This window comes from Streptomyces sp. NPDC101393, assembly GCF_044767385.1.
GTDB lineage: Bacteria > Actinomycetota > Actinomycetes > Streptomycetales > Streptomycetaceae > Streptomyces.
This window is the reverse complement of sequence record NZ_JBIWNU010000011.1, coordinates 287,256-313,404: the sequence shown is the minus strand read 5'-3', so window position 1 is coordinate 313,404 and position 26,149 is coordinate 287,256. Positions and strand designations below refer to the sequence as shown.

The 26,149-nt window shown below is 72.3% G+C and carries 27 protein-coding genes; 16 read left to right on the top strand and 11 right to left on the bottom strand.

The features are described 5' to 3' along the window. Positions 1–113 precede the first annotated feature (113 nt). Positions 114–1,868: an AMP-binding protein gene (locus ACIRQ7_RS32035; protein ID WP_036317684.1), complete on the top strand. Its 1,755-nt coding sequence runs from the start codon at positions 114–116 to the stop codon at positions 1,866–1,868. Positions 1,869–1,883: 15 nt separating this feature from the next. On the opposite strand, the gene ACIRQ7_RS32030 is transcribed toward ACIRQ7_RS32035, so the two are convergent. Both ACIRQ7_RS32030 and ACIRQ7_RS32025 read right to left on the bottom strand, forming a co-directional pair. Further along, the gene (locus tag ACIRQ7_RS32030; protein ID WP_041103583.1) at positions 1,884–2,348 is read right to left on the bottom strand and encodes a hypothetical protein; all 465 of its coding nucleotides are present in this window, start codon (positions 2,346–2,348) and stop codon (positions 1,884–1,886) included. Between the two features lie 205 nt (positions 2,349–2,553). Then, on the bottom strand, positions 2,554–3,582 hold the full coding sequence (locus tag ACIRQ7_RS32025; protein WP_102708520.1) for a DNA-3-methyladenine glycosylase: 1,029 nt from the start codon (positions 3,580–3,582) through the stop codon (positions 2,554–2,556). Positions 3,583–3,744: 162 nt separating this feature from the next. Here ACIRQ7_RS32025 and ACIRQ7_RS32020 point away from each other — a divergent pair, with 162 nt between their 5' ends. The 4 genes from ACIRQ7_RS32020 (at position 3,745) to ACIRQ7_RS32005 (ending at position 8,736) form a co-directional block, all read left to right on the top strand. Then, a complete protein-coding gene (locus ACIRQ7_RS32020; protein WP_036317690.1) occupies positions 3,745–5,310 on the top strand; it encodes a pyridoxal-phosphate dependent enzyme in 1,566 nt (521 codons plus the stop codon). 61 nt (positions 5,311–5,371) lie between these two features. Then, positions 5,372–6,631: a cystathionine gamma-synthase gene (locus ACIRQ7_RS32015; protein WP_404266109.1), complete on the top strand. Its 1,260-nt coding sequence runs from the start codon at positions 5,372–5,374 to the stop codon at positions 6,629–6,631. 224 nt (positions 6,632–6,855) lie between these two features. After that, positions 6,856–7,464, top strand: coding sequence for a DUF1349 domain-containing protein (locus tag ACIRQ7_RS32010; protein ID WP_404266124.1), 609 nt, complete (start codon positions 6,856–6,858; stop codon positions 7,462–7,464). Positions 7,465–7,698: 234 nt separating this feature from the next. Next, positions 7,699–8,736, top strand: coding sequence for an alpha/beta fold hydrolase (locus ACIRQ7_RS32005; protein WP_404266108.1), 1,038 nt, complete (start codon positions 7,699–7,701; stop codon positions 8,734–8,736). Between the two features lie 97 nt (positions 8,737–8,833). Here the strand turns inward: ACIRQ7_RS32005 and ACIRQ7_RS32000 are convergent, their stop codons facing one another. The 4 genes from ACIRQ7_RS32000 to ACIRQ7_RS31985 all read right to left on the bottom strand — a co-directional run bounded on the left by ACIRQ7_RS32000 (position 8,834) and on the right by ACIRQ7_RS31985 (position 12,215). Then, a complete protein-coding gene (locus ACIRQ7_RS32000; RefSeq protein WP_404266107.1) occupies positions 8,834–9,808 on the bottom strand; it encodes a threo-3-hydroxy-L-aspartate ammonia-lyase in 975 nt (324 codons plus the stop codon). Continuing rightward, positions 9,805–10,512 (bottom strand): transcriptional regulator, encoded by a 708-nt coding sequence (locus ACIRQ7_RS31995; RefSeq protein ID WP_404266106.1) that lies wholly within the window; start codon positions 10,510–10,512, stop codon positions 9,805–9,807. The genes ACIRQ7_RS32000 and ACIRQ7_RS31995 overlap by 4 nt, the downstream gene beginning before the upstream one ends. Positions 10,513–10,973: 461 nt before the next feature. Further along, on the bottom strand, positions 10,974–11,303 hold the full coding sequence (locus ACIRQ7_RS31990; RefSeq protein ID WP_401478177.1) for an Lsr2 family protein: 330 nt from the start codon (positions 11,301–11,303) through the stop codon (positions 10,974–10,976). A gap of 276 nt (positions 11,304–11,579) precedes the next feature. Further along, positions 11,580–12,215 (bottom strand): TetR/AcrR family transcriptional regulator, encoded by a 636-nt coding sequence (locus tag ACIRQ7_RS31985; RefSeq protein ID WP_404266105.1) that lies wholly within the window; start codon positions 12,213–12,215, stop codon positions 11,580–11,582. A gap of 77 nt (positions 12,216–12,292) precedes the next feature. Here ACIRQ7_RS31985 and ACIRQ7_RS31980 point away from each other — a divergent pair, with 77 nt between their 5' ends. Continuing rightward, positions 12,293–13,264: a DMT family transporter gene (locus tag ACIRQ7_RS31980; protein ID WP_404266104.1), complete on the top strand. Its 972-nt coding sequence runs from the start codon at positions 12,293–12,295 to the stop codon at positions 13,262–13,264. Next, complete coding sequence (locus tag ACIRQ7_RS31975; protein ID WP_404266103.1) at positions 13,227–13,955, top strand: Mut7-C RNAse domain-containing protein; 729 nt, start codon at positions 13,227–13,229, stop codon at positions 13,953–13,955. The genes ACIRQ7_RS31980 and ACIRQ7_RS31975 overlap by 38 nt, the downstream gene beginning before the upstream one ends. Before the next feature lie 169 nt (positions 13,956–14,124). On the opposite strand, the gene ACIRQ7_RS31970 is transcribed toward ACIRQ7_RS31975, so the two are convergent. Further along, positions 14,125–14,646, bottom strand: coding sequence for a hypothetical protein (locus tag ACIRQ7_RS31970; RefSeq protein WP_404266102.1), 522 nt, complete (start codon positions 14,644–14,646; stop codon positions 14,125–14,127). A gap of 112 nt (positions 14,647–14,758) precedes the next feature. On the opposite strand from ACIRQ7_RS31970, the gene ACIRQ7_RS31965 reads away from it, so the two are divergent. The 5 genes from ACIRQ7_RS31965 (at position 14,759) to ACIRQ7_RS31945 (ending at position 18,883) form a co-directional block, all read left to right on the top strand. After that, positions 14,759–15,139 carry a toxin-antitoxin system HicB family antitoxin gene (locus ACIRQ7_RS31965; protein WP_404266101.1) on the top strand — a complete coding sequence of 127 codons (381 nt, stop codon included), beginning with the start codon at positions 14,759–14,761 and terminating at the stop codon, positions 15,137–15,139. Between the two features lies 1 nt (position 15,140). Further along, the gene (locus ACIRQ7_RS31960) at positions 15,141–15,512 is read left to right on the top strand and encodes a toxin Doc (RefSeq protein ID WP_404266100.1); all 372 of its coding nucleotides are present in this window, start codon (positions 15,141–15,143) and stop codon (positions 15,510–15,512) included. A gap of 901 nt (positions 15,513–16,413) precedes the next feature. Next, positions 16,414–17,205, top strand: a complete 792-nt coding sequence (locus ACIRQ7_RS31955) for a hypothetical protein (RefSeq protein ID WP_404266099.1) — start codon at positions 16,414–16,416, stop codon at positions 17,203–17,205. Positions 17,206–17,335: 130 nt separating this feature from the next. After that, on the top strand, positions 17,336–18,091 hold the full coding sequence (locus ACIRQ7_RS31950; RefSeq protein ID WP_404266098.1) for a class F sortase: 756 nt from the start codon (positions 17,336–17,338) through the stop codon (positions 18,089–18,091). Positions 18,092–18,370: 279 nt separating this feature from the next. After that, positions 18,371–18,883 (top strand): GNAT family N-acetyltransferase, encoded by a 513-nt coding sequence (locus ACIRQ7_RS31945; protein WP_404266097.1) that lies wholly within the window; start codon positions 18,371–18,373, stop codon positions 18,881–18,883. A 107-nt stretch (positions 18,884–18,990) separates the two neighbouring features. Here ACIRQ7_RS31945 and ACIRQ7_RS31940 read toward each other — a convergent pair whose 3' ends face one another. Both ACIRQ7_RS31940 and ACIRQ7_RS31935 read right to left on the bottom strand, forming a co-directional pair. Beyond that, entirely contained in the window at positions 18,991–19,206 is a 216-nt protein-coding gene (locus ACIRQ7_RS31940; protein WP_401478206.1) for a ferredoxin, read from the bottom strand. Positions 19,207–19,210: 4 nt separating this feature from the next. Next, positions 19,211–20,401 (bottom strand): cytochrome P450, encoded by a 1,191-nt coding sequence (locus ACIRQ7_RS31935; RefSeq protein WP_404266096.1) that lies wholly within the window; start codon positions 20,399–20,401, stop codon positions 19,211–19,213. 113 nt (positions 20,402–20,514) lie between these two features. On the opposite strand from ACIRQ7_RS31935, the gene ACIRQ7_RS31930 reads away from it, so the two are divergent. Together ACIRQ7_RS31930 and hemC are read left to right on the top strand one after the other, a co-directional pair. Next, entirely contained in the window at positions 20,515–21,126 is a 612-nt protein-coding gene (locus ACIRQ7_RS31930) for a TetR family transcriptional regulator (protein WP_404266095.1), read from the top strand. Positions 21,127–21,232: 106 nt separating this feature from the next. After that, a complete protein-coding gene (hemC, locus tag ACIRQ7_RS31925) occupies positions 21,233–22,168 on the top strand; it encodes a hydroxymethylbilane synthase (RefSeq protein ID WP_404266094.1) in 936 nt (311 codons plus the stop codon). 375 nt (positions 22,169–22,543) lie between these two features. Here the strand turns inward: hemC and ACIRQ7_RS31920 are convergent, their stop codons facing one another. Further along, positions 22,544–22,894, bottom strand: coding sequence for an ArsR/SmtB family transcription factor (locus ACIRQ7_RS31920; protein ID WP_404266093.1), 351 nt, complete (start codon positions 22,892–22,894; stop codon positions 22,544–22,546). A gap of 110 nt (positions 22,895–23,004) precedes the next feature. On the opposite strand from ACIRQ7_RS31920, the gene ACIRQ7_RS31915 reads away from it, so the two are divergent. Both ACIRQ7_RS31915 and ACIRQ7_RS31910 read left to right on the top strand, forming a co-directional pair. Then, positions 23,005–24,183 (top strand): cation diffusion facilitator family transporter, encoded by a 1,179-nt coding sequence (locus tag ACIRQ7_RS31915; protein WP_404266092.1) that lies wholly within the window; start codon positions 23,005–23,007, stop codon positions 24,181–24,183. Between the two features lie 142 nt (positions 24,184–24,325). After that, on the top strand, positions 24,326–24,901 hold the full coding sequence (locus ACIRQ7_RS31910; protein WP_401478224.1) for a hypothetical protein: 576 nt from the start codon (positions 24,326–24,328) through the stop codon (positions 24,899–24,901). A 290-nt stretch (positions 24,902–25,191) separates the two neighbouring features. Here the strand turns inward: ACIRQ7_RS31910 and ACIRQ7_RS31905 are convergent, their stop codons facing one another. After that, the gene (locus tag ACIRQ7_RS31905; RefSeq protein ID WP_404266091.1) at positions 25,192–25,854 is read right to left on the bottom strand and encodes a hypothetical protein; all 663 of its coding nucleotides are present in this window, start codon (positions 25,852–25,854) and stop codon (positions 25,192–25,194) included. Positions 25,855–26,149 lie beyond the last annotated feature (295 nt).

Below are 26,149 nucleotides of genomic sequence, written 5' to 3'. Positions count from 1 at the left end.
CGTAGCCTGCCTGTGGTCCGTGTCACACCCGATGCCCTCCGCGGTCCGGCGGCGGCACGGCCGTGCATCGTGACGCCGTGCGGCGTCGCCCGACCGTCCGCGAGGAGCGCCCGATGACCGAGTCCACCGCCCCCGAGTCCTTCACCCAGGGACCGACCGACGTCGAGCTGCTCGAGCAGACCCTGGCCCAGAACCTCGACGACACCGCCCGCCGGTTCGCCGACCGCGCCGCCCTCCTGGAGTGTGGACCGGACGGGGACCCTGCCACCGGACGCACCTGGACCTACGGGCAGCTGCGGGAGGAGTCCGTGACGGTGGCCAAGGCGCTCATGGCTGCGGGCTACGAGGCGGGGGACCGGATCGGGATGTGGAGCCCCAACGTCGCCGAGTGGGTCTCGCTGCTCTACGGCGCGGCACGCGCCGGCGTCATCCTCGTGAACCTCAACCCGGCGTACCGCGCCCACGAGCTGACGTACGTGGTCGAGCAGTGCGACATGCGCGGGCTGGTGGTGGCCTGCGCGGACGCACGCATGGACCCGCCCGCCACCGCGCGGGCCGTGGCCCGTGAGTCGGCGCCGCACCTGCGGCAGCTGATCATGCTGCCGGCCGGGAGCGGCGAGGACGCCTACGCCCACGTGCAGGACGGTGACGTGGCCGGCCGGCACGCCGCCGATCCCGTGGCCGAGGGCACGTGGGCCGCCTTCCTGGCCGGGGCCGCGCGGGTCTCGGACGAGGACCTGGCCGCGCGCGAGGCCGCCACCCGGCCGGCGGACCCCGTGAACCTGCAGTACACCTCGGGCACCACCGGCTTCCCCAAGGGCGTCACGCTGACGCATCGCAACGTGCTGAACAACGGCTTCCACATCGGCGAGCTGCTGGGCTACACGGAGGAGGACACCGTGGTGATCCCGGTGCCGTTCTTCCACTGCTTCGGCATGGTGATCGGCGTGATCGCCACCGTCTCCCATGGCTCGCTCGCCGTCATCCCGGCGCGCAGCTTCGAGCCGGTCTCGGCGCTGCGGGCCGTGGCCGCCACCGGCGCGACGAGCCTGTACGGCGTGCCGGCGATGTTCATCGCCATGCTCGCCCGGCCCGAGGCGGACGCGCTGGACCTGTCCACGCTGCGCACCGGCGTGATGGCCGGCTCGACGTGCCCTGTCGAGGTGATGAAGAAGGTCATCGACCGGTTCCACATGTCCGAGGTCGCCATCTGCTACGGCATGACGGAGACCGCGCCCGTGTCCACCATGACCCGCCGCGACGACTCCCTACAGGTGCGCACCCAGACCGTCGGCCGGACCATGCCCCACGTGGAGACGAAGATCGTGGACCCCGCCACCGGTGACGTCGTCCCGCGCGGGGCCACGGGCGAGCTGTGCACTCGCGGCTACTCCGTGATGCTCGGCTACTGGGACGCCCCCGAGAAGACCGCCGAGGTGCTGGACGCCGACGGCTGGATGCACTCCGGCGACCTCGCCTCCATGGACGAGGACGGCTCCGTGCGCATCGAGGGCCGCATCAAGGACCTCGTCATCCGCGGCGGCGAGAACATCTCCCCGCGCGAGGTGGAGGAGTTCCTCTACACCCACCCGGACATCCAGGACGTCCAGGTGGTGGGCGTGCCGGACGAGAAGTACGGCGAGCAGCTCATGGCCTGCGTGATCATGAAGGACGGCGTCGAGCCGCTCACCGTGGACGCCGTCCGCGAGTTCGCCACGGGCCGGATCGCGCACTTCAAGATCCCGGCCTACGTCCGCGTGCTCGACGCCTTCCCCATGACCGTCTCCGGCAAGGTCCGCAAGGTCGAGCTGCGCGAAGAGGGCGCGAAGGTCGTCCAGGCCCAGGCCCACGCCCAGGGTGCGGGCTGACGACGACCGTCACCCTCAGGCGGCGGGCAGCGGGAACACGTCCCAGATGGTGCAGACCGCCTCGGGGGCGGCGCCCAGGATCGTGGCACGGTACGTGGTCGACCACGCCCGCGGGTCGGCGTCGCGCAGGCGCCACGTGCCGTCCGCGAGCACCGCGTCCACGAACGCGGAGGTGTCGGCGGGGCTGCCGTCCTCGTGGACCAGGGGGCCGCGACGCAGGGCTTCACCCAGGTCGCCCGCTCGGCCGACGGCGTAGAGCGCGGTCTCGTCCGTGTCCAGCACGAGGCCGCAGTCCTCCTCGAAGGCAGTGATCCAGGCCATCGCGTGCCGCATGGCCTCGTCCGGGTCGGGGTGGCGGGTCACGATGAGCACGGAGCCGCGCTCGCCCGGACGCAGGGAGCCGGGCGTGCCGGGGCCGTGCGGGTCGGGTTCGCGCGGGGCGGCGGCGGTGTGCGGGCGGGGCTCGAAGGCGGTGGTCATGGCGGTCTCCTCCCGGGTGGGGACTCATCAGGGTCCCGGCGGCGCCGCACCGGTCGGAGCGGCATCGCCCACGCTAGGAACCCGGGGCGGGCGGCCGGCCGGACCCGGCCGGGGCTGGGGAGGACACGCCGGGAGCAGCGGCCTGTGCAGGAGCGGAGGGGTCGCGCGGACGCGCCGGCACGGCCTCGGCCGGCCCGGCGTCGCGTCAGTGGGCGCGGTGGTCGGCCGGGGCGAGCTTGGGCCCGAACGCCTGCTTGCGCTCTCCGGAGAGCCCGATCATCCGCACCACCCGCTGCCGGTGCCCGGCCCATGGCGCGAGCAGGCGGAGCATCCCGGCGTCGTCGGTCCGGCGTCCCGTGAGGACCTGCCCCACGTACTGCGCCAGGTGGTAGTCGCCCACGGAGACGAGGTCCGCCGCCCCGTGGCTGCGCTGCAGCGCCTCGGCCGTGGTCCACGGCCCGATCCCGGGCACCGACTCCAGGCGCCGGGCCAGCGCGGCCACCCCGGCCGTGTCCCCGGGGGCGACCGCGTCGCCGAGCCGGTCGATGCTCGCGGCCCGCCGGGCGACCTCCAGCATGGTCCGCGACTGGGAGGGCTGCACCCAGGCCCGCGCATGCCAGTCCCACGAGGGGATCCGCAGGACGGCGGCCGGGGTCGGCGGCGGCAGCATCCCCGGCGGCACCGGGCCGGGGGCGGGCCCGTCGTCGTCGATCCGGGCGGCCAGCCGCACGAGGGTGCGCCAGCCGTGCCGCGCCTGGTCGTGGGTGACCTTCTGCTCGAGCACGGCGGTGAGCAGCTGCCGGGACAGCGCGCCCGCCGCCGGCAGCCGCAGCCCGGCCCGCATCCGCCGCGCCTCGCGCACGTGCGGCGGCAGCGCGGGCGCGCCGGAGTCCGGCCGCAGCAGGGCGTCGAAGGCTTCCCAGCCGTCGTCGTGCAGGCCGAGCAGGCGTTCCACGCCGGCGACGGCGGCGCTCGCGCCCGCGCCCCACGCGCGGGCCGTCACCGCGGTGCCGCCCCCTGCGGCCTCCCGGACGCCGGAGACCAGCAACGACGTCGGCCGGCCCGGGCCGTCCGACGCCACGTCCGGGGCGGGGGAGCGCAGAGTGAGCCAGACGCCCTGCGGTGTGGCGCGGACCGTGGGGTCGGCCGCACCGCGCTGCAGGGGGCGCAGGGTGAGCGCGACGTCCACGGGGACGGGCACGCGCACGCGGCGCTCGGCGTCCGGGGCGGTCATGCCCGCACCGTACACCCGGGCCCGGACAGGACGACGTCGGCCGTGACGGCGCGCACGCCGGGCGTTGCCCCGCGTGTCCGGAGCCCTCCTTCGGCGTCCGGCCCCTGGCGTAGCGTGGGGTGCGTGAGTGAAAAGACCCCCGCGCCCACCCCTGCGCAGCCCATGCAGTACGCCGAGAACGTCCTCGAGCTGATCGGGCACACCCCGCTCGTGAAGCTGCACTCCGTGACGGAGGGCATCGAGGCCACCGTCCTGGTGAAGGTCGAGTACCTGAACCCCGGCGGCTCCGTGAAGGACCGCATCGCGCTGAAGATGATCGAGGAGGCCGAGCGCGAGGGCCTGCTCGGCCCGGGCGGCACCGTCGTGGAGCCCACCTCGGGCAACACGGGCGTGGGGCTGGCCCTGGTCTCACAGCTCAAGGGCTACCGCACCGTGTTCGTCACCCCGGACAAGGTGGGTCAGGAGAAGCGGGACGTGCTCAGCGCGTACGGCGCCGAGCTCGTCGTCACGCCCACCGCCGTGGACCCGACGTCCGAGGAGTCCTACTACGGGGTCGCCGACCGCCTCGTGCGGGAGATCCCCGGGGCCTATCAGCCCAACCAGTTCTTCAACCCCGCCGCCCCGGCCTCCCACTACGAGACCACCGGCCCCGAGATCTGGGAGGACACGGCCGGCCGCGTCACCCACGTCGTGATGGGCGCCGGCACGGGCGGCACCATCACGGGCACCGGCCGCTACCTCAAGGAGGTCTCGGCGGACCGCCCGTCCGGTCCGGTCCGCGTGATCGGCGCGGACCCCAGCGGCTCGGTGTACTCCGGCGGCGCCGGCCGGCCCTACTTCGTCGAGGGTGTCGGCGAGGACATGTGGGTGGACAACTACGACCCCGCGGTCCCGGACGAGGTCATCGCCGTCGAGGACGCCGAGGCCCTGGCCATGACCCGCCGCCTCGCCGCCGAGGAGGGCCTGCTCGTGGGCGGCTCCTCCGGTCTGGCCGTCGTCGCCGGCCTGCGCGCCGCCCGCGAGCTCGGCCCGGAGGACGTCATGGTGATCGTGCTGCCCGACTCGGGCCGCGGCTACCTCGCCAAGATCTTCAACGACCCGTGGATGGACGAGCGCGGCTTCGACTACGACGTCCGCGAGACCGTGCTGCCGGCGTGGGCGCGCGGGCGCACCCGCTCGGCGGTCCCGCAGATGGACGACGACGGCGCCACGGGGGCCGCCGGCGGGGCCGGCACGCCCGTCGAGGTGCTCGAGCACGCCGACGCCGAGCCGGCGACCCGCGCGGGCGCCCCCGCCGAGGCCGACCGCTGGTCCGCGACGGCGGGGGAGCTGCTGACCGAGAAGGCCGACCTGTTCCCGGGCTCCGTGCCCACCCTCGTCACCGCGGCCCCGACCACCTCGGTGGCGGACGCCGTGGCGACCATGAACCGGTACGGCGTCGACGCCCTGCCCGTGATCCTCGAGCCCCGGCACGACCTGCGGATCGGCGAGGTCCGCGGCACCGTCTCCTCCGCCGCGCTCGCGGACGCCCTCGCTGAGGGGCGGGCCACCGCGCAGACCCCCGTGGCCGACGTCATGGGCCCCGTGCTGCCCTGCCTGGGGGCGCGCACCCCGCTGCGCGCCGTGGCCCGGCGCCTCGCCCAGGACCCCGTGCTGCTGGTGCTCGAGGCCGGCCGCGTCCAGGGCGTCGTCACCCTGCACGACGTCCTCGCCCACGTCACCGCCTGAGGCCGGCCGCACCGGCCGCGCCCGCCCCACCCGACCCGATCTCTCCGAGGAGGCTCCCGAGATGACCGAGCAGAACGTCCACGAGGACCCGCACGCCACCACCCCCGACACCGGCGCCGAAGACGCCGCCGCCCACCCCCAGGGGGGAGGCTTCGGCACGCGCGCCGTGCACGCGGGCCAGCACCTGGACGAGGTGTTCGGCGCCGTCGTCCCGCCGATCCACCTCTCGAGCACCTACGCGCCCACGGCCGTCGGCGAGCTGCGGCGCGGCTACGACTACGGCCGCGGCACCAACCCCACCCGGGACGCGCTGCAGGAGCAGCTGGCCGCGCTCGAGGCCGGCGTCGACGAGTCCGGCGCGCCCCGGGCCACCGGCCTCACGTTCGCCTCCGGCCTGGCCGCGGAGACCGCGCTGATCATGGGCGCGGGCCGGCCGGGCATGACGATCGTGCTGGGCAACGACGTGTACGGCGGCTCCTACCGCCTCATCTCCCGCGTGCTCGCCCCCTGGGGCGTGGAGCACGTCGTCGTGGACATGGGGGACGCCGAGCAGGTCGCCGCCGCCGTCGAGCGCGCCGCCGCCACGGGGCCGGTCATGGTGTGGCTGGAGACCCCGTCCAACCCGATGATGAAGATCTCCGACGTCGCCGCGGTCGCCGAGGCGGCCCACGCGCACGGCGCCCTGCTCGTGGTGGACAACACCTTCGCGACGCCGTACCTGCAGTCCCCGATCGCCCTCGGCGCGGACGTGGTGGTGCACTCCACCACGAAGTACATCGGCGGCCATTCGGACGTGATCGGCGGGGCGCTCGTGATCCCGGATGCCGCACTCGCCGAGCAGGTGAAGTTCCAGCAGTTCGCGGCGGGGGCCGTGAACGGGCCCCTGGACGCGTACCTGACCACGCGCGGCCTCAAGACGCTCGGGGTGCGCATGGACCGCCACCAGGCCAACGCCCAGGCCGTCGCCGAGTGGCTCACCGGCCGCGCCGAGGTCTCCCAGGTGCTGTACCCGGGGCTGCCGGGCCACCCCGGCCATGAGCTCGCGCGGCGCCAGATGCGCGGTTTCGGCGGCATGGTCTCGTTGCGCCTGGCCGGCGGTGCCGCGGCGGCCCGCCGCGTGGCCGAGTCGACCCGCCTGTTCCAGCTCGCCGAGTCCCTGGGCGGCATCGAGTCGCTGATGAACTACCCGGCGGAGATGACCCACGCGTCCGTGGCCGGCACGGAGCTGGCCGTCCCGGACGACCTGCTGCGCCTGTCGGTGGGCATCGAGGACGCCGAGGACCTCGTGGCGGACCTGGAACGGGCTCTGGGCAGCCTCTGACCGGCCGATGTCCGCCAGCGGATTGGGGGGGGGGGGGGGGGGGGGGGGGGGGGGGGGGGGGGGGCGGCGCCCCCCCCCCCCCCCGCCCCGCCCCCCCCCCCCCCCCCCCCCCCCCCCCCCGCCGGGGCCGCTCCGGCGCCCCGTGGCGCGCATGCGATCCTGCGCGGGTGGCACCCACCGATACCCCACCGCCTGAGGCACCGCAGCAACCGTCGCGGCCTTCGCTGTCCTCACTGCCGGAACTTCCCTTCCCCCTCACTGCCCACGGCCCCGCCGCGGAGTGGAACTACTCCGCCGGGACGCTGTCGGTGACGGCCGCCCCCGGCCAGGACCGGTTCGTACGGCCGGGGGCGCCCCCGGACCCGGCGACCGCACGCGACGCTCCCCGCCTGCTCGGCGTCCCCACCGGCGACTTCCGGCTGGCCGCCAAGGTCACCGTCGACCTCTCCGCCCCCGGGGACGCCGGCGGCCTGTATGTGCACGGCACCGATGACCACTGGGCCAAGCTGTGCCTGGAGCGGTCACCGCTGCGCCCCACCGTGGTCTCCGTCGTCACCCGTACCGTCTCCGACGACGCCAACGCCTTCGAGACACCGGACAGTTCCTACTGGCTGCGCGTCTCCCGCACCGGCGGCGCGTTCGCCTTCCACGCCTCCCCGGACGGCCAACGCTGGACGTTCGTACGCCTCTTCTCCCTCGACACCCCCAAGGGCGCGGCGGACGTACGCGTCGGATTCATGCCGCAGTCCCCGTCGGGCACCGGTTGCCGGGTGCGTTACGCACACCTCTCGTTCCGTCCCGGTGCTCCGGGCGGTCTGCGCGACGGCAGTTGACCGGGCGTCGACGGACGACCGACCGGCCGGCCGCGCTGTCAGTGCGGTCACCTAGTGTGTGGACAGGTGTGCGGACCACTGTCCGGGACCGATGGCGAGACCTGTCGTCGTAGGGGGAGAGGCGACGACGTCATCAGTACGGTCCGCCCGCCCGTGAGCCGAGCGACCAGGGCGTGAGCGGCGCGAGCGCCGCAGCCCTGGCCGGCAACGAAGAAGCCATCTGAAGGAGGCCGCATGCCGCACCCCGCCGCTTCGTCCCCGCAGTCCGCAGGGCCGGACCCGGCCGCCACCTCCTCCGTGGCGGCCGCGCAGCACCGCCTGGTGGACGTGCCGGGCGGCCGTATCCACCTGGTCGAACAGGGCTCCGGCCCACTCGTCCTGCTGGTCCACGGCTTTCCCGAGTCGTGGTTTTCGTGGCGCCACCAACTCCCGGCGCTCGCCGCCGCCGGCTTTCGCGCGGTGGCCATCGACGTACGCGGCTACGGGCGGTCCGCCAAGCCGCAGGCGGTCGAGGCCTACCGCATGCTCGCCCATGTCGCCGACAACGTCGGTGTCGTGCGCGCCCTCGGCGAGGAGACCGCGACGATCGTGGGCCACGACTGGGGCTCGCCCATAGCCGCCAACTCGGCGCTGCTCAGGCCCGACGTCTTCACCGCCGTGGGTCTGCTCAGCGTCCCCTACTCCCCTCGGGGCGGCACCCGGCCCACCGACGCCTTCGCGGCCATCGGCGGGCCCGACGAGTTCTACATCAGCTACTTCCAGCAGCCGGGCAGGGCGGAAGCCGAGATCGAGCCCGATGTCCGCGGGTGGCTGGCGGGTTTCTACGCCGGGCTGTCCGGCGACACCGTGCCATCCGGCGACCCCACCAAGCTCTCCCTCGTCCCCGCAGGCGGAAGGCTCTCCGACCACTTCGTCCGCCGTCCCCTGCCCGCCTGGCTCACCGAAGCCGATCTCGACTTCTACGCGGGCGAGTTCGAGCGGTCCGGACTCACCGGCGGCCTCAACCGCTACCGCAACGTCGACCGCGACTGGGACGATCTCGCGGCCTGGGACGGCGCGCCGGTCACCCAACCCGCCCTGTTCATCGGCGGGGAACTCGACGCCCCCACCCTCTGGATGGCCGACGCCATCAAGAACCACCCCACGACCCTCCCGGGCCTGATGTCCTCCCACATCCTCGAAGGCTGCGGCCACTGGATGCAGCAGGAGCGCCCCGAAGAGGTCAACCGGCTGCTGCTCGACTGGCTGAAGGCCCTTCCCGACGCTGCCTGACGGTGCCCGCACGCCGACTGGCAGGGTTCCCTCCCCGCCGGGCAGGCCTCCCGCCCCGTTTGGCAGGCCTCCCACCGCGCCTGTCAGGCGGGGGATTTCAGGCTGAGGACAGCAGCTCGGCGAAGCGCGCGAGGTCGATGTTCCCACCGCTGATGATCACGCCGACGCGCTTGCCGCGCAGCTCGTCGGCCATGTCGCGTACGGCGGCCAGGCCCAGGCAGCCGGTGGGCTCGACCACGATCTTCATGACCGAGGCGAAGGTGCCCATGGCATCGACGAGTGCGGCGTCCGTGGCGGTCCGCACCCCTGTGACCGCACGGCGGATGATCTCGAACGTATGGGTCCCCAGGTGCTGGGTCTGTGCCCCGTCGGCGATGGTCTGGGGCGTGTCGATATGCACGATGCGGCCTTGGCGGAGCGACTCCTGCCCGTCGTTGCCGGCTTGGGGCTCGACACCGTAGAGACGGCAATCCGGCGACAGGGCCCCGGCCGACAGCGCGGTCCCGGACAGCAGCCCGCCCCCGCCCAGCGGTACGAAGAGCGCGTCGAGGGCGCCCACCTCGTCGAACAGTTCCTTGGCCGCCGTGCCCTGACCGGCGATCACGTGCGGGTGGTCGTACGGCGGGATGAGCGTCAGCCCGCGCTCGGCGGCCAGCTCACGGCCGATCTCCTCCCGGTCCTCGGTGTAGCGGTCGTAGGACACGACCCGCCCGCCGTAGCCCTTGGTCGCGGCGACCTTCGCCGCCGGCGCGTCATGCGGCATGACGATCGTCGCCGGCACATCCAGCAGGCGGGCCGAGAGCGCGATGGCCTGGGCGTGATTGCCCGAGGAGTAGGCGACCACGCCCGCCCGCCGCTGCTCACCCGTCAGCTGCGACAGCGCATTGAACGCGCCGCGGAACTTGAACGCGCCCATCCGCTGGAAGTTCTCACACTTGAACACCACCTGGGCGCCGACCTGTTCATCGATCAGCCGGGAGCGCAGCACCGGAGTGCGGTGCGCGTACGGCGCGATGCGCTCGGCCGCGGCGAGGACGTCGTCGTAGGTCGGTGACGGAATCGTCGGCGTCATCTGCTGCTCCTGCGTTCACTCGGTGCGGGGGACGGCGGGGTGTCACGTGCGTCGTTGTAGACCGTGGCCCGCGACACCCCCAGATGCTGCGCGATGACCTCGGCCGACCTGCGCAGATCCATGAATCCGGACGCCTTGAGCTCGCGCACCAGCGCACGGCGTTCCCCGGTGGTCAGCGCCCGCAGGCTCGTCGCCCGCGCCGCCGCGAAGGCGTCGATGCGCGCCCGGATCGACGCGGCGTGAGCGGGTTCCAGGGACTCCGCGGGCGCCTCGGCGTCATCGACGCGGGCGAACTGCTCCAGGACATTGGCCAGCCCCTGGAACACGGAGACATCCACGTTCAGGCAGAGCGCGGCCACGTACCGGCCGTCCGCGTCCCTGATGCCGACGGAGGTGCTCTTGACCCGTCTGCCGTCGGCGAGTTGGTTCGGATAGTTCGCGATCACCTGCGGATAGGAATCGTCGGCCAGCCGCGCCAGCCCCAGTTCGGTCGCCGGATCACCCACCGCGCGACCGGAGAGACCGTTCTCGATCGCGACGATCGCATGGTCGGGATCGCGCAGGTCGTGCACCACGACCTCGCAGAACGGCGCGAACGTCCTGCCGAGCCCCTCGGCGATCCGCCGCACCTGCTCCAACAGGGGGCCCGCGTCCGGACCTACGGCTGCCTCCGCGCCTGCTGCCCCATCTCTACCACCGACCATCTGGACAGAATGTCAACCTCTGGACTCTTGGTCAAGAGGGGAGGGGGGCGGGTGGCGCGCGCCGGCTGGTGCGCACATGCCGGACCGCGGCGGGAGTGACCGCTACGCCGTGTCCACGGAATCGCCGGTCACGCGCGATGAGGAATTCATGCCGGCCGGCGGGGATTCCCGGAGCCGCCGGGGAGTGGCGGCTACGCGCCGCTGCCGTAGGGGCGGATGACGAGTTCTCTGATTCCGTGGAACTCGCCCTCGGGCACCAAGGCGCGTAGTGCTGGGGCGATCGTTTCCGGGGAGGAGGCGCTCGCGAAATCCTGGGTGACGCCGTTACCGCGGACGATCCTGCGGTTCGGCTCGCCTGGGATAGGGGAACCGGTCGTCCCCGGAGTCGGGGAAAAAGGAAGGACTGCCGGTGTGTGACGACCGGCAGTCCTCAGATAGCGGATACAGGGGGCTGGACAGCCCTAATTGCCGGCCTTCGTGTATGCCTCGCGGATCTCGGCCGGCACTCGGCCGCGGTCGTTGACGTCAAAGCCGTTCGCCTTCGCCCAGGCCCTGATTTCTGCGGTGTTCTCGCCGCTGGAAGCCCCCTTGCGGGCGGCCTTCTTTCCCTTCCCCGTCCTGCGCCCGACCCGGGTGAACGGCGCGACAGCTTCCAGGAGCTGGTCGTAGCTGTCCGGGCTGAGGTCGAACTCGTATGTCACACCGTCGAGCGCGAGGGTGTGAGTGGCGGCCTCGGTGGACTCTTCGCCCGTGAGGTCGTCCGTATAGATGGTGACGATCTTCTGTGCCATGGGCCGGATTGTACGGCCATCCGGGTAGGGGACAGGCACGGCCGCACGCCCGCCAATTGGTGCCGGCCGACGCCGCCGACGCATCGCCCGCCGAAGGTCAGGGGCGGGTTTTCTCGTGATTCGCGGGCAATTGACTCGGCTCATCCCGACCCGTTAATCCATCCCTGATGCGCACTCGGCGATAAACCCGCCCCGACGTCGGCAGGTGCACCGCGCAGGGGAATGCGTCCCGTTGGTGCGAATGGCGCCGAATGGACGGGACTCCGCGGACGCGGCCTAGCGGGGGTCCGGGGTGAGAAGGTGCCGGGCCTGTTCGCGGGCGTGGCCGATCGGGTCGGGGAAGATCTTGATGCCGTGGGCGACGAGTGCCCCTTCGTGGAGCAGCATCAGCGAGCGGCCCAGGCGGCCGGCGTCGTGGGGGGAGATGTCGTCGGCGAGGTCGGTGAACAGGGCGAGCATCCATGCCTTTTGGCGGGTGATGATCGCGTAGGCGGGGTGTGCCGGATCGCTGATCTCGGCATGGGCGTTGACCATGCTGCAGCCTCGGGAGCTGTTGTCCGTCATCCATGCGCGCGACGCATCGAAGACGGCCAGCACGCGGGCGGAGGGGGTCGGCTCCGCGGCGTCGAGGCGCTCCGCGAGGAAGGCCCGCCAGCGTTCGTCGCGATCCGCGAGGTATGCCACGACGACCTGTTCCTTGGAGCCGAACCGGTCGTAGAGCGTCTTCTTCGTGACGCCCGCCTCGGCGGCGATCAGATCCACCCCGACCGCATGGATGCCGCGCTCGTAGAACAGCTTCGCCGCCGCGTCCAGGACGCGGAGCGCGGCAGGCGTCAGCGCGCCGCGCCGCGGATTCTCCGCGGTGCTCCTGTTGCCCCTGGCGCCGGTGTCGTGGGTCTCCTCAGCGTTCATGGCACCAGTGTATACCGATCTGTATAGTGAGAGGCGGGCGTGACTATACCGATCTGTTTACTCAAGGAGGGTGAGCCATGAACTTCCTGCTCTCGATCGCCTTCGTGCTCTGCTGGAGCTCCGGGTTCATCGGAGCCAAGCTCGGCGCGGGGAGCGCGTCCGCCCTCACGATCCTGATGTGGCGATTCCTGCCGCTGGCCGCAGTCCTGATCGCCGTCGCCGTCCTCTCGAAGGCGTCCTGGCGCGGGCTCGCACGGCGGGACCTGGCCCGGCAGGTGATGATCGGCGCGCTCTCCCAGAGCGGCTATCTGATGACCGTCTACTTCGCCATCCAGCTCGGCGTGTCGAGCGGCACCACGGCCCTGATCGACGGCACCCAGCCACTCGTCGCCGGGGCGCTCGCCGGACCGCTGCTGCGCCAGTACGTCTCGGCCAAGCAGTGGTGGGGGCTGTGCCTGGGCGTGAGCGGCACCGTGATCGTCACCATGGCCGACGCCACTGCGGGCAGCGGCGTGCCCTGGTGGGCCTACCTCGTCCCCTTCCTCGGCATGTTCTCGCTGGTGGCGGCCACCTTCCTGGAAAGCCGTTCGCGTACCCGGGTCGCGCCCACGGTGGCGATGACCATCCACTCCTCCACCAGCGCGCTCATTTTCACCGCCCTCGCGGTGAGCGCCGGCGCCGCGCGGCCACCCGCCGAACCCTCCTTCTGGGCGGCGGTCGGCTGGCTCGTGGCACTGTCCACCTTCGGCGGGTACGGGCTGTACTGGCTCATCCTGCGGCGCTCCGGCGTCACCAAGGTCAACACCCTGATGTTCCTGATGGCCCCGGTCACGGCCCTCTGGGGCGCCCTGATGTTCGGCGAACCGTTCGGCCCGCAGACGGCCCTCGGCCTGACGGTCGGGCTGGCGGCGGTCCTGATCGTCCACCGCAATGGCCGCGGTGGCCGCAAGAGTCGCCGCTCCGGCGGAAATCCGTGGCCCGCCCGGCGCCCGCAGTGGGATGCTGTCCGGCGTGAACGGACCGGAGATCCATCTGAGCTTTGCCCCTGAGCTGCACCTTTTCGTCTCGGCAGCCCGTCGCGGCGGCCGTACGCCCATGGTGACCGACGGGTCCTCGACGCTCGGCCATGTCGTCGAATCGCTCGGTGTTCCGCTGACCGAGGCCGGGCGGCTCGTCGTGGACGGCCACGACGTACCCGTCTCGCACATTCCGCGGGCGGGCGAGAGCGTCGAGGTGCGGGCCGTGGACCGGCCGCAGCGGATCCCCGGCGCACCGCTCCGGTTCCTGCTCGACGTCCACCTCGGCACCCTGGCCCGACGGCTGCGACTGCTCGGCGTGGATGCGGCGTACACCAACGAGGACCCGGGAGACCCGGCGCTGGCCGCCCTCTCGGCGAAGGAGCGGCGGGTGCTGCTCTCGCGCGACCGCGGGCTGCTGCACCGCCGCGAGCTCTGGGCCGGCGCGTACGTCTACAGCGACCGGCCCGACGAGCAACTCCGCGACGTACTGGGCCGCTTCGCTCCCGCCCTCGCACCCTGGACGCGCTGCACCGCCTGCAACGGCCCGCTGGCCGACGCGGACAAGGACTCGGTCGGGGACCATCTCGAACACGGCACGCAGCGCACGTACGACGTCTTCGCGCAGTGCACCCGGTGCGCGCGGGTCTACTGGCGGGGCGCCCACCACGAGCGCCTGCAAGCGATCGTCGAAGAAGCGCTGCGCAACAACAGCGCCGCCTGACGCGCCGTCCGTACCCGAACGCGGCGGCCTCGGCGGAATCGCCCCGCCCACCCCGTACGGCCGCGGCCCGCGCGGGACCCGGCGAACCCGCGAGGGTGAAGCAGCCAGGCGGCCGCCGCGCCCCCCGGCGGAACCGGGCCCAGCGGGCGCAGCCAGGCCCGGTCGGCCTTCAGATGCTGACGAAGTCGCGGAGCATCCGGTCGAGGTCGGCGAGGGTATCGTCCACCGTGCTGATCCGGAGGGTCTCGATGAAGCCGATGCAGGTGGCCGCGTACTCGCCGAGCTCCACGATGAGGTCGAAGTACTTCTCCTGGTCGTCGTGGAAGAGCTGGACCACCAACTCGGCGGAGGACCGCATCCGGTCGTTCAACAACAGCGTTCTCAGCAACGGCGTGGCGGTGAAACTGCCGGGGCCGTCGTGCGCCTGCTGGGCCTCCTCGAAGGTGTCCAGGAATGCTTCCGGCGTGATGTTCCGGTGCTCGGCCAGCACGATCGTCAGCCCGGTGGCGGCGACGGCCGCGCCGATGGCCAGCAGGTGGAGTGAACCGGCGCCGCCGGCGTCGGCATCGGCCCGCGCGGCCTGGGTGACGACGCGGCACGCGGGCGAGTCGATCCGCCGCTCCGCCTCGCGGGAAGCCGGGTCCAGCGAAGCGCGTACCAGGGCCATGATCGGCTCGTGAGAGTTCGGCATGGAGACATGCTGGCGCCTTGACGAGGGCTACGGGCCCCGTACCGGACACCCGGCACCTGCCGATCGGGGCCGCACGACCTGCACCCGCGGGTGCGGATGGCCGGACCGTCGCATGCGCCGTCCCGACCGGGTGCCGCACGGCCGCCGATCCGGGCCGCCCGAAATGATGACGCCGCCGCGCACCCACCGATACGCCGCCTGCACACCCACCGACGTGCTGTACATCCTGCTGTACGGTCGAAGCATGTCGAAATCAGTGACGATCCGAGTCGACGACGCGCTGCACGCTCAGCTGAAGGAACGCGCTGCAGCCGAAGGCACGACCGTGACCGCGCTCATCACGCAGGCCGCGCACGACGCGCTCCGCGACCCCCGCCTCGAGGGCGCCGCCGACACCTTCCGCGCCTTCATCGACAGCCACGCGGAATCGTTCGACCAGGCTTTCCCCGCTGACGCACCCGGCAGGCTGGACGCGCCGGGGCGGGCAGCCTGACGTGGACCTCTATATCGACATCCGGTGGCTTCTGGAGCGCCAGGCCGACGTGCTCCCCAAGCACCCCACCGTCCATGACTTCTCCAGCCTGGTGGCCGCGGTCGGCCGCCACCGCGTGAACACCCCGCAGGTCGGCGCGACCGTCGACAACGCCTGGCGCGCCGCCGCCCTGATGCATGCCGTCGTCCGGCTGCGCCCGCTGCCCGCCCGCAACGCCCTGTTCGGCGCCGGCATCGTCATCGCCTACATGGACGCCGCGGGCGAGGGCCTCGACGCTCCGTACGGCGCGCTGGTCGACCTCGCCCGCGATATCGACGACGGCCGGGCCGACGCCTACGACGCGGCCGAGCGCATCCGCGGCTGGAAGATCTGACCGGAGCCGGGAGCCGGGAGCCCGAGCCTCCGGCCGGCTCGGGCACCCGGGCACTCGGCGTGTCCCCTGCGCCGAACTCGCCGAGCGGTCCGCGGCCTTGGGGGTGCAGCGGCGGGACGACTCGCCGATGCATCCGGACCGGGCGGCGGACAGGGCACGGCCGGTCCGCCGGCGCCGGCGGGGCAGGCGCCCGACACCGTCGACCTCGCGGCGCTTGGCCCCCTGAGGATCGCAACCTCCCCTCGTTGAGGCCTACTTGATCCGCAACGAGGCCTGCTGTGGGCGCGGGCCACGGGTGCCGTCCGCCCCTTCGGCCCGACCCTGGCGCCCGTCCTTGACCCCGCCCCTGCGCACCGCCCGCGGGGTCGCCCCGGCGTGTCGTCCCGGTGGGTCCCCGGGCGTGTCGTTCCGGCGTGTCGCCGCCGCCGAATTCCCCGGCCCGTGCCCCCGTCGGCCCGCGGTTTTCCCACGCTGCCACCACGCCCCGCCGCCACCCCAGGCCGGGCTCCGGAGCGGCCGGACTCCGCTCGTTTCCCATCCGGCGTACTCGGCCCTCGTTCCTCTCACAACGGGCGGAGTTGACGGTGCGTCCGGCGTGTCGCGCCCCGGTCCGCAGCTCGGGGAACGCTCCCCCACGGGCCCGGTCGGGAGGCCTTCGTGCTGGTCGGGGCAGTGGGGTGCCCTTTACACCATCACGCTGACGTTGCGTTGACCGGCAGCGCCGTCCAACGGGTGATCATGTGCAGACCGGCCACTCGAAAAGCCCACGGGGTAACTCCAATGCGGCCGTCCCGAGTGGTGCCCGGTCGCGATCCGGATGACGGTGATCACGTCGCCACCGCGATCCGATGAGCTGACGAAGAGTCGGCCATCGCGGCTGCGGCGAAAGGAATACGTCCTCATGCGCACAACCCGCACCCTGTTTGCCTCAGCCGCCATCACCGCGGTCCTCGCGATCACAGCTCCCGCAGCGAATGCACTGGCCACGGCCGAGGACCGGGGCCCGGACAGCGGTTCTTCCTCCAGCAGCGACCACGACAAGTCCCACAAGGGCGACCACGACAAGTCCCACAAGGGTGACCCGCGTGACGGTCGTCGTCCGAGCGGTGGCATGGGCACCGGTGGTGGCGCGCTGGCGAAGGTCGTGACCGGCGACGAAGACAGTGACCACGAGAAGTCCCACAAGGGTGACCACCGCAGGCCCAACGGTGACAACGACGAGCGTGACGGTCGTCGTCCGAGCGGTGGCATGAACACCGGTGGTGGCGCGCTGGCGAAGGTCGTCACCGGCGACGAAGACAGTGACCACGAGAAGTCCCACAAGGGTGACCACCGCAGGCCCAACGGTGACAACGACGAGCGTGACGGTCGTCGTCCGAGCGGTGGCATGAACACCGGCGGTGGCGCGCTCGCGAAGCTCGTGACCGGCGAGTGGGACCAGAGCGGAGACGAGGAGAAGTCCTGGAAGGACGAGGACAAGTCCGAGAAGGGCGACAAGGACAAGTCCTGGGGCGGCGAGCACGACAAGTCGTGGGAAGGCAAGAAGCCGCACGGCGGTGTCCACACCGGTGGCGGCGCCCTGGCGCTGTCCGGTGGCAGCCTGGCCGCCGGTGCGGTGCTGATGCTCGGTGGCCTCGGCGCCGGCGCGTACATGGTGCGCCGTCGCAAGGCCTCGGGCTTCTCGGCGGCCTGATCCGGCTGCCTGCCTCGTAGGTCGCAGTGCTGTCGTGGCCATCGTCCTTCGCCGGACGGTGGCCGCGGCCATTGCCGTTGCGCCGCCCGCGCACGTATCGCCGCAGCCCCGTTCAGGAAAGGCACGCGTCATGGCCGCCCAGCAGTCGCATCAGCCGCGTCACCAGCACCAGCCGAACAAGCCCAATGAGTCGAAGAGGCCGGACCGGGCCAACGGATCGGCCCCGCCCCGCAACGCGCCGGCGGCCCGCCCCACCGGCCGCGGCCTCCTGTGGGCCGCGGGAGCGTTCCTGCTGGGCTCACTGCTCGTCTACAACTCGGTGGACACCTCCGCGGACCCCAAACCGGAGAGCCGGCCCGCCGTGGTGGCCACTCCCAGACCCGCACCCAGCGTCACCGAGCGCGCCGCCGAACTGGCGCTGCCCCGGGCAGCGCCGACGCGCCTGTCGATTCCGGATATCGCCGTCGACGCGCCCTTCACACCGCTGGCGCTCGGCCCAACGGGTCAGCTCCAGGCACCGCCGCCCGGCGACAACAATCTCGTCGGCTGGTACAAGGGCGGGGCGACGCCCGGCGAACGCGGCGCGTCGATCGTCGCGGGCCATGTCGACACCAAGACCGGACCCGCGGTGTTCATGCAGCTGGAGTCCCTGAAGGCGGGGGGCAAGGTCGAGATCACCCGCAAGGACGGCATCATCGCGACCTTCAAGGTCGACACCGTCGAGACCTTCAGCAAGGCGGATTTCCCCAACGACCGGGTTTACGCCGACACCCCGACACCGCAGCTGCGCCTGATCACCTGCGGCGGCGCGTACGACAAGAAGGCGAAGGACTACGTCGACAACGTGGTGGTGTTCGCGCACCTCGACGCGACCAGGCAGGGCTGACGGTACGTACCGCGGGTCCGGGTGCGGGGGCGGCGTGGCCTGCCGGCCCCCGGCCCGCGGCCCCGTCACGGCGGCGACCCGCCCCCAGCGGTCAACGGTCAGCCGCGGGTCACGGTGAGGGTCCAGCCGTCCGCCGTCGCCGGTCGAGCCGCTCCGCGCCCCCAGGGCTCGGCGCGTACCGAGAACCCGACACGTACCGAGAACCCGACGCGTACCCAGGCCCCCCGCGTACGGAAATCTTGCTGCGGTGCGACCGTCCCGCGTGATACTCCACCCCTCATGGACGATCTTGTGACAGCGCGGCTCGTGCTTCATCCGATGAGCGTCGGCGAGGCGGAGCGGGTGGCGGCGGGGGAGCCGGGGGACGGGGACCGCTGGGCGCCCGGATATCCCGCCGATGGTGATGTCGAGGGAGCCAGGCACTTTCTGGGTCACTGCGCGCTCACCGGCGATCCGCAGCCGTTCGGGAACTATGAGATCCGCCGCCGCGCCGACGGCCTGGCGATAGGCGGCCTGGGGTTCAACCGGCCTCCGGACGCGGACGGAACCATCACGATCGGCTATGCCCTGATCCCGTCGGTGCGCGGCAAGGGATACGCGTCCGAGGCGCTCCGCGCACTCCTGAAGCTTGCCCGGGAACTGGGTCTGACCAGTGTGAAAGGCGACGCCGACCACGACAACATCGCCTCCCAGCGGGTCATGACAGCGGTCGGTATGCGGCACGTCGGGGACGACGAACGCGTGCGGTACTACGAGGTCACCTGGCCCGATGGCGAGGAGGGGTGCGGTTGAGCCGACGCCGAGGAGGCTGAGGGCGGGGGAGGGGCGCGCGGTTGAAGTCCGCGCGCCCGCCGCACGTCATGGCCACGGGCGCCACCGCCGATGACGGGGCCGACGCCTCAAGGACGCGGGCCGATCTCCGTTCCGCCGTCGTGCACGGTGATGGCCCCGGCCGGGCACACATCGGCGGCGTCCAGCGCGCGCTCGTCCTCCTCGATGTCGGGGTTCACCGGGTGGGAACGCTCGCCGTCGAGGGTGAAGAGATCGGGCGCGATGCCCGCGCACATGCCCGACGCCATGCACTGATGCGGATCGACCGCCACCTTCCAGGTCATCGGCTCACCACCCCACCGGCATGACGCGCGGTCCCCGGACCAGCATCTCGGTCTTCCAGGTGACATCGCCCGCGAGATGGAGGCCGGGGAAGCGGGCGAGGAGGGCGCCCAGTGCCTCCTGGAGTTCCAGACGGGCCAGTGGCGCGCCCAGGCAGTGGTGGACGCCGTGGCCGAATCCGAGGTGCTGATTGCCGGCCCGGGAGATGTCCAGCTTGCCGGGGGAGCTGAAGCGCAGCGCATCGCGATTGGCCGCTCCCACCGCGACCAGCACCGGGCTTCCGGCGCGGACGAGGGTGCCGCCGACCTCGATGTCCTCGGTGGCGTAACGCGGCTGGCCCGCGCCGCTGCCCAGCGGGACGAAGCGCAGCAGTTCCTCGACCGCGCCGTTGATCAGCTCCGGGTTTTCGCGCAGCCGGGCGAGTTCGTCGGGGTGGTCGAGCAGCGTGTGGACGAAGTTGGGGATCTGGGTCGCGGTGGTTTCGTGGCCCGCGACCAGGATGCCCACGCACAGATCGACGAGTTCCAGCTCGGAGAGCCGGTCGCCGGCGTCCCGGGCGTCGATGAGGGCCGTCATCAGGTCGTCCTGCGGCCGGCGGCGGTGCTCCTCGATCAGCAGGCCCATGTAGGAGCGGAGTTCTTCGACGTTGGTGTCGAATTCCTCGGCGGTCAAAGAGCTGGTCGACAGCGCGGCGTCGCTCCAGATCCGGAAGCGTGGCCGGTCCTCGACGGGGACGCCCAGCATCCGGCAGATCACCGCGACCGGGATGGGCAGCGCGTAGCGGTCCACCAGGTCTGCCGGCGGCCCGGCGGCCTGCAGCTCGTCGAGGAGCCCGCTGGTCAGCTCGCGTACCTGCGGCCGGAGCTTTTCGACCTGCCGGACGGTGAACGCCTTCGCGACCAGGGACCGCAGACGGGTGTGCTCGGGCGGGTCCATTCCGAGGATGCCGCTGGTCCGGCGGCCCTCGGACTGGCGCGGCTCGTCGTGCTCGGCACCTTCGGCCCTGCTGAACCTCAGGTCGCCGAGGACGAGGCGGGCCTCGGCGTAGCGGGTGACGAGCCAGGCCGGTTCGCCGTACGCCATGCGGACGCGCAGCAGGCCGGGGGTGTCACGGGCCCGGGCGTATTCCTCGGCCAGGGTCAGGCCCTCGGCGTCATTGAAGGGATAGGTGAGGGGTGCTGTTTCGGCTGTGGTCACTGAGACCTCCCTTGTGTAAGCACCTGCTTACAAAAGTTAAGCTGCCATCAGCCCGGCGGTCAACGACGGAAAATGGCCGTTATTCTGACGAGCCCTTCGGAGAGGATCCGGTGATGGACAAGCCACCTCACGGCCCGGCCGGCCCGCGTCGCAGGGACGCCCAGGGCACCCGGCTGCTGCTGCTCGACGCCGCCGCGGACCTGTTCGCCGAGCGGGGCTACGAAGCGGCGACGGTCCGCGACATCGCCGCCCGCGCCGGCGTCAACCAAGCCCTGCTGTTCCGCTACTTCGGATCGAAGAAGGCTCTCCTCACCGAGGTGATGGCGCGGGGCGGGCAGGAGCAGCTGCGGACCACTCCGGCGGAGCGGCTGTTCGAGGTCGCACTGCGCGGCATGCTGACCAACAGGGGCAAGGGGGCCTCCGACCGCTCGCTGGAGGTCTATCTGCGCTCCATCGGCAGCGGCGACGAAGCGGCGGACACGTTGAACGCCCTGGGCGACGAATACGCAGAGGTGCTGGCCACCCTCTCCAAGGCCGATGACGGGGCGCTGCGTGCCGAACTCGCCATGGCGTGGCTTCTGGGAATCGGCCTGATGCGGGTCGTCGTCGCGAAGGAACCGCTGGCGAGCGCGGACCCGGACGAGGTCTGCCGGCTGGTGCAGGGCGCACTCGGGCATCTTCTGGAGGAACTGCCGCCCCCGACCGGCCCGATGGCGCCCCGCTAGGCCCCCGCGCGGCCGGCCCGTGGCCGATCTTTGCTCCGCGCCACCGGGAGGGCGGGCCCGAGGGCCGGGGACCGGAGGGTGGATCTGACGGACTATCGTGGGCGCCATGTCCGCCCCTGAGTTGATCCGTATCGTCTCCCGCGACTCGCCCATGGCCCTGGCCCAGGTGGAGCGGGTCCGCGCCGAACTGGGCGCGCTGCACCCCGGCATCGCCACCGAGGTCGTCCCGGTCAAGACCACCGGCGACCGCTGGATGGGCGCCCTCTCCCAGGTCGAGGGCAAGGGCGCGTTCACCAAGGAGGTCGACGCGGCCCTGCTCGCCGGCCAGGCGGACCTCGCGGTGCACTGCGTCAAGGACATCCCCGGTGACCGGCCGCTGCCCGCCGGCACCACGTTCGCCGCCTTCCTCAAGCGCGACGACGTACGCGACGCACTGATCCACCCGGGCGGACGCACCCTCGACGAGCTCCCCGAGGGCACCCGCATCGGCACCTCGTCGGTGCGTCGGATCGCGCAACTCGCCGCCTCCCACCCGCACTTGGAGTGCGTCCCCATGCGCGGGAACGCCAACCGCCGGATGGAGAAGATGGCCGCCGGTGACGCGGACGCGCTGCTGCTGGCCGTCTCCGGCCTGGAGCGCATCGAGCGTCCGGACGTGATCACCGAGATCCTGTCGGTGGACACCATGTGCCCGCCCATCGGCGCGGGCGTCCTCGCCCTCCAGTGCCGCGAGGACGACACCGCCACCATTGACGCGGTCAGTGGCCTCGGCGACCCCACCACCTTCCGCGAGACGACGGCCGAGCGGATGCTGCTGCACGTCCTCCAGGGCCACTGCAACAGCCCGATCGCCGGCTTCGCCACCACCGACCGGCGCGGCGAACTCTCCCTGCGGGCCTGCGTCTTCACCCCGGACGGCAAGACCGTGCTCAACGCCCACGAATGGGCCGGGCCGCTCACCCCCGAGACACTCGGCACGTCCGTCGCCGTCGCCCTGCTCCGCCAGGGTGCGCGCGAGCTGATCGACAGCATCGCGCACTGAAATTCTTGTGCGGGCGTCCCCTCAGGGGGCGCCCGTCTGCGGTACGCCACCCGCAGCGGCGGGGTGCATTGAGGGAGTGCGAGGCCGGCCGTCCCGCGACGAGTGCCGGACGACTGTCGTCAGCCGGCCCCCGGACGGTCATCACCCCATCGTCGTAGCCCAGGCCGGGCGAGCGCGGCGGGTCGGTGCCGCGCCTCGGAGCCACGCCTCGGACCACAGAGCCATATGCCCCCGTACGTCCCCGCGGCTGTGCCCCACCGCATGCGCAGAAGCCGTCACGCGGCCCGACCCGGAGCCGAGTTCGGCACCGGCGCAGCGCCGCCGTCGGCCCCTCGTCGGCACCTCCAGAAGCCGCGCGAGCCCGCGGTCAGACCCTCAACTCGTTGTGTCCGTCGGCCCGTTCAGCCTGTGGTCGGCGAGGTGGAGCACCTCATCGACCACCTTCCTCAGGTGGCTTTCGGGCAGGCCGTAAATCATGCGCCGCCCCTCCTTCCGTACGAGGACGAGTCCCGCCAGCCGGAGCTTCGCGAGGTGCTGGCTGACCGCGGGCCGGGCGACCTTGCAGGCCGCCGTCAGGGTGGTCACATCCGCCTCGCCCTTGCCCAGGGTGTGCAGCAGCGCGAGCCGCGTGCGGTCGGCGAGCAGGCCCAGGATCTGGGCGGCGTCGGCAAGCTGTTCGGTGCTCGGCTCTTGCGGGTGCGAGCTGTTCGCAGGTGATAGGTGCATGCGTGCGCTCATACGCACATAATGGGGGTGGACTTCCCCGCGAGTCCACCCCCAGGTGCCCACACCAGGCGCCACAGCCCGGAACCCCTCCTGCGTCGGAAGGCCGGAACGTGAGCGAGAAACACCGGAACGCCCGCCCCGCGCAACCCCGCCACACGCATCACCACGCGCATCACGAAGAGCCAAGGCGCCACGAAGAGCCCAGGCACCACGGACAGGCCAGGAATCACGGCGGCCACGTGGGTCCCGCGGAACACCCGGGCCATGTCGGCCGGGCAGCCTGGCGGCACCGCGTCGGCCACCTCCTGCGCCCCCACTCCCATGAGTCAGCCGACAAGACGGACGCGGCCCTGGAGGCCTCCGTGCGGGGGATGCGGGCACTGTGGGTCTCCCTTGCGGTGCTGGGGGTGACCGCGGCGGCGCAGGCGGCGGTGGTCGTCCTCTCCGGCTCGGTAGCACTGCTCGGCGACACCGCCCACAACGCCGCCGACGCGCTGACCGCGTTGCCCCTGGGTGTGGCCTTCCTCATGGGCCGCAGGGCGCCCAACCGGCGCTTCACCTACGGCTACGGGCGAGCCGAAGACCTGGCCGGCGTCCTCATCGTGCTCACCATCGCTGCCTCCGCCGTGTTCACCGGCTGGACGGCGCTCGACCGGCTCTTCCACCACCAGGGCATCACCCATCTGCCCGCCGTCGCGGCAGCCGCGGTGCTCGGCTTCATCGGCAACGAGTGGGTGGCCCGCTACCGCATCCGCGTCGGCCGCGACATCGGCTCCGCCGCGCTCGTCGCCGACGGCCTGCACGCCCGTACGGACGGCTTCGCCTCGCTCGCCGTGCTGTTGGGGGTCGGCGGGGCCGCGCTCGGCTGGCGGCTCGCCGACCCGATCGTGGGGCTGGCCATCACCGCGGTGATCGTGCTCGTCCTTCGCGACGCCTGCCGGGAGGTCTTCCGCCGGCTCATGGACGCCGTCGACCCCGCCCTCGTCGACGCCGCCGAGCACGCGCTGAGCCAGGTCCCGGGCGTACGGGCGGTGGGCGAGCTCCGGCTCCGCTGGCTCGGCCACCGGCTGCGCGCGGAGGTCGCGGTCGTCGTCGACGGAGAGCTGAACGTCCGGGAGGCGCACCATGTGGCGGTGGAGGCCGAACACGCGCTTCTGCACGCCGTACCGAAACTGGCCGCGGCCCTGGTGCACACCGATCCGGGCGCCGCACCGGGCGCTCCCGATCCGCACCTCGCCCTGGCCCATCACGACGTGCCGTCAGGAAGCCGGAAAACCTTGGCGGTCTGACCACGGGGCGGCGCTTCCCCGCCCGTCTTTCGCGACAACTTCGCCTCCCCGTTGGCCAGAAGTCACTGCGCGTGCAACGTCTTCACCCGACCCGCCGTCCTACCGCATGCACGCGTAATCGAACTCGTTCTGGAGGTAAGTCATGCGACGGTTGAGGACGGCGTCCGCGGCGCTCGCGCTGGCGGGCGTGGGGCTGGTGGGTGCGGCCGGGGTGGCCGACGCCGCCACCGGCCCGGTGGGCAAGGCCGCGTCGGCCACAGCCTGCTCGACCGTCTGGGGCAGCGGCACCAAGTCGGCCACGGACGCGCACACCAAGCCGCTGAAGAACATCACGACCAGCCGGACCGCCTGCTACGACCGCATGGTCTTCGAGGTCGGCAGCGGGGCGGGCAAGACCGGCTACCACGTCGGTTACGTCGACGCGTTCCACCAGGACGGATCCGGCGAGCAGATACCGGTCAAGGGCGGCGCCATCCTGCAGATCTTCGCGTCCACGCCGAGCTACGACACGGGATCGGGCCGGCCGACGTACGCGGGGAAGGCGGGGCAGCCGCTGCCGGGCGTGCATCTCTCCGGCTACCGGACGTTCAAGGACACCAAGTTCGGAGCGAGCTTCGAGGGCCAGACGCAGGTCGGCCTGGGCGTACGCGCCAAGCTGCCGTTCCGTGTGCTCCAGTCCGGAGACAAGCTGATCGTGGACGTCGCGCACACCTGGTGACGCGACCGGCATCCAGCCGCAGGCCGGCGCCGGGCGACCGGGTGCCCGTGACGGCGTGCCGCACCTGAACACCTCAGGTGTGGCACGCCGGTTGCGCGCCTGCCCGCTCCCGCCCGACCATGCGGACCGCCACTCGTCCGGTCGGTCCTGGGGCTCGGCTTCACGGTCACCGATGACAGGATCACCGGAATCGACGTGATCGCGGAGCCGGACCGCCTCCGTCAATTCGAGCTGGCCGTACCAGCCGACTGAGACCACGCCCCGCCCGGACGCTCCTACTGTCGACTTTCCTACCGTCGAGGACCGGAACCCGCTGCCTCCGCCGAGGCCGCACCGGGCAGATGGGCGAGCGCGGCGATGAACGCGGCGGGGAGGTAGGCGGGCCGGCCTTCCTGGCCCGTCCGGTACGCGACGTACCCGAGGGAGCCGCCCGCCTCCACCTCGTCATCCGTCTCCGCTTCGTACACCACCCGGCAGCCATCGGCGGCCTTCTTGGCGCGCTCCCAGAGTGCGGGCGCGGGCTTACGCTCCGCCTCGGTCCGCGGAGTGAAGATGCGGTCGCCGAAGTCGGCCCAGGCGAACGGCGTGGAGCCCTTCCAGTCGTGGTTGACCGTCTCCTTCAGCTTCGCCGCCCGCTCGGCGTCGGTGGCACCCCAGGAGGAGGGCACGTTCGTGATGAGGCCGACGGGTATGTGGCGGGCGCGCAGCGCGCGCAGATGCGCCGCGGCTCCCGGCATGTAGCGCACGCTGTTGTCGTCGGCGGTGTGCACCAACGTCTCACCCAGGTCGAAGTACGCCACCACACACCCACCGCGTGGGCCTCCTTGCCCGGGGGTGTGGGGCGCCTGCCCGGTGGCGGCGCCGGCGGTCGCGGCCGGTACGGTCATCGCCGCCACGCTGCCGAGGACGAGGAGCATGCGGCGGGTGGTGCTCGGGGCGAAGGTGGTCTTCATGGGGGGTGGCCTTTTCCGTAGGGGGGCCTCAGATCGTATAGGCGCCATGTCCACGCCATACGTTGTTCACACGGAATGGCTTCTTCTCCATGGTTGGCGTATTCCTTGCGCCCGCACGGCAGTTGACTGCTTGTCAGCCACGCGCGTCAGGTGTCCCGGGCGCCTCGCGGTACGTTCCGGAGGACCCAGGCCGGCCGCCAACCGGGGGGCTGTCGCGGAGCGCCGGTCACCGTCCGCCCTCCCCGCACAGCACGCTGGACCCCTGACACACGGGTACGCAGCGCTCCCGCTGACG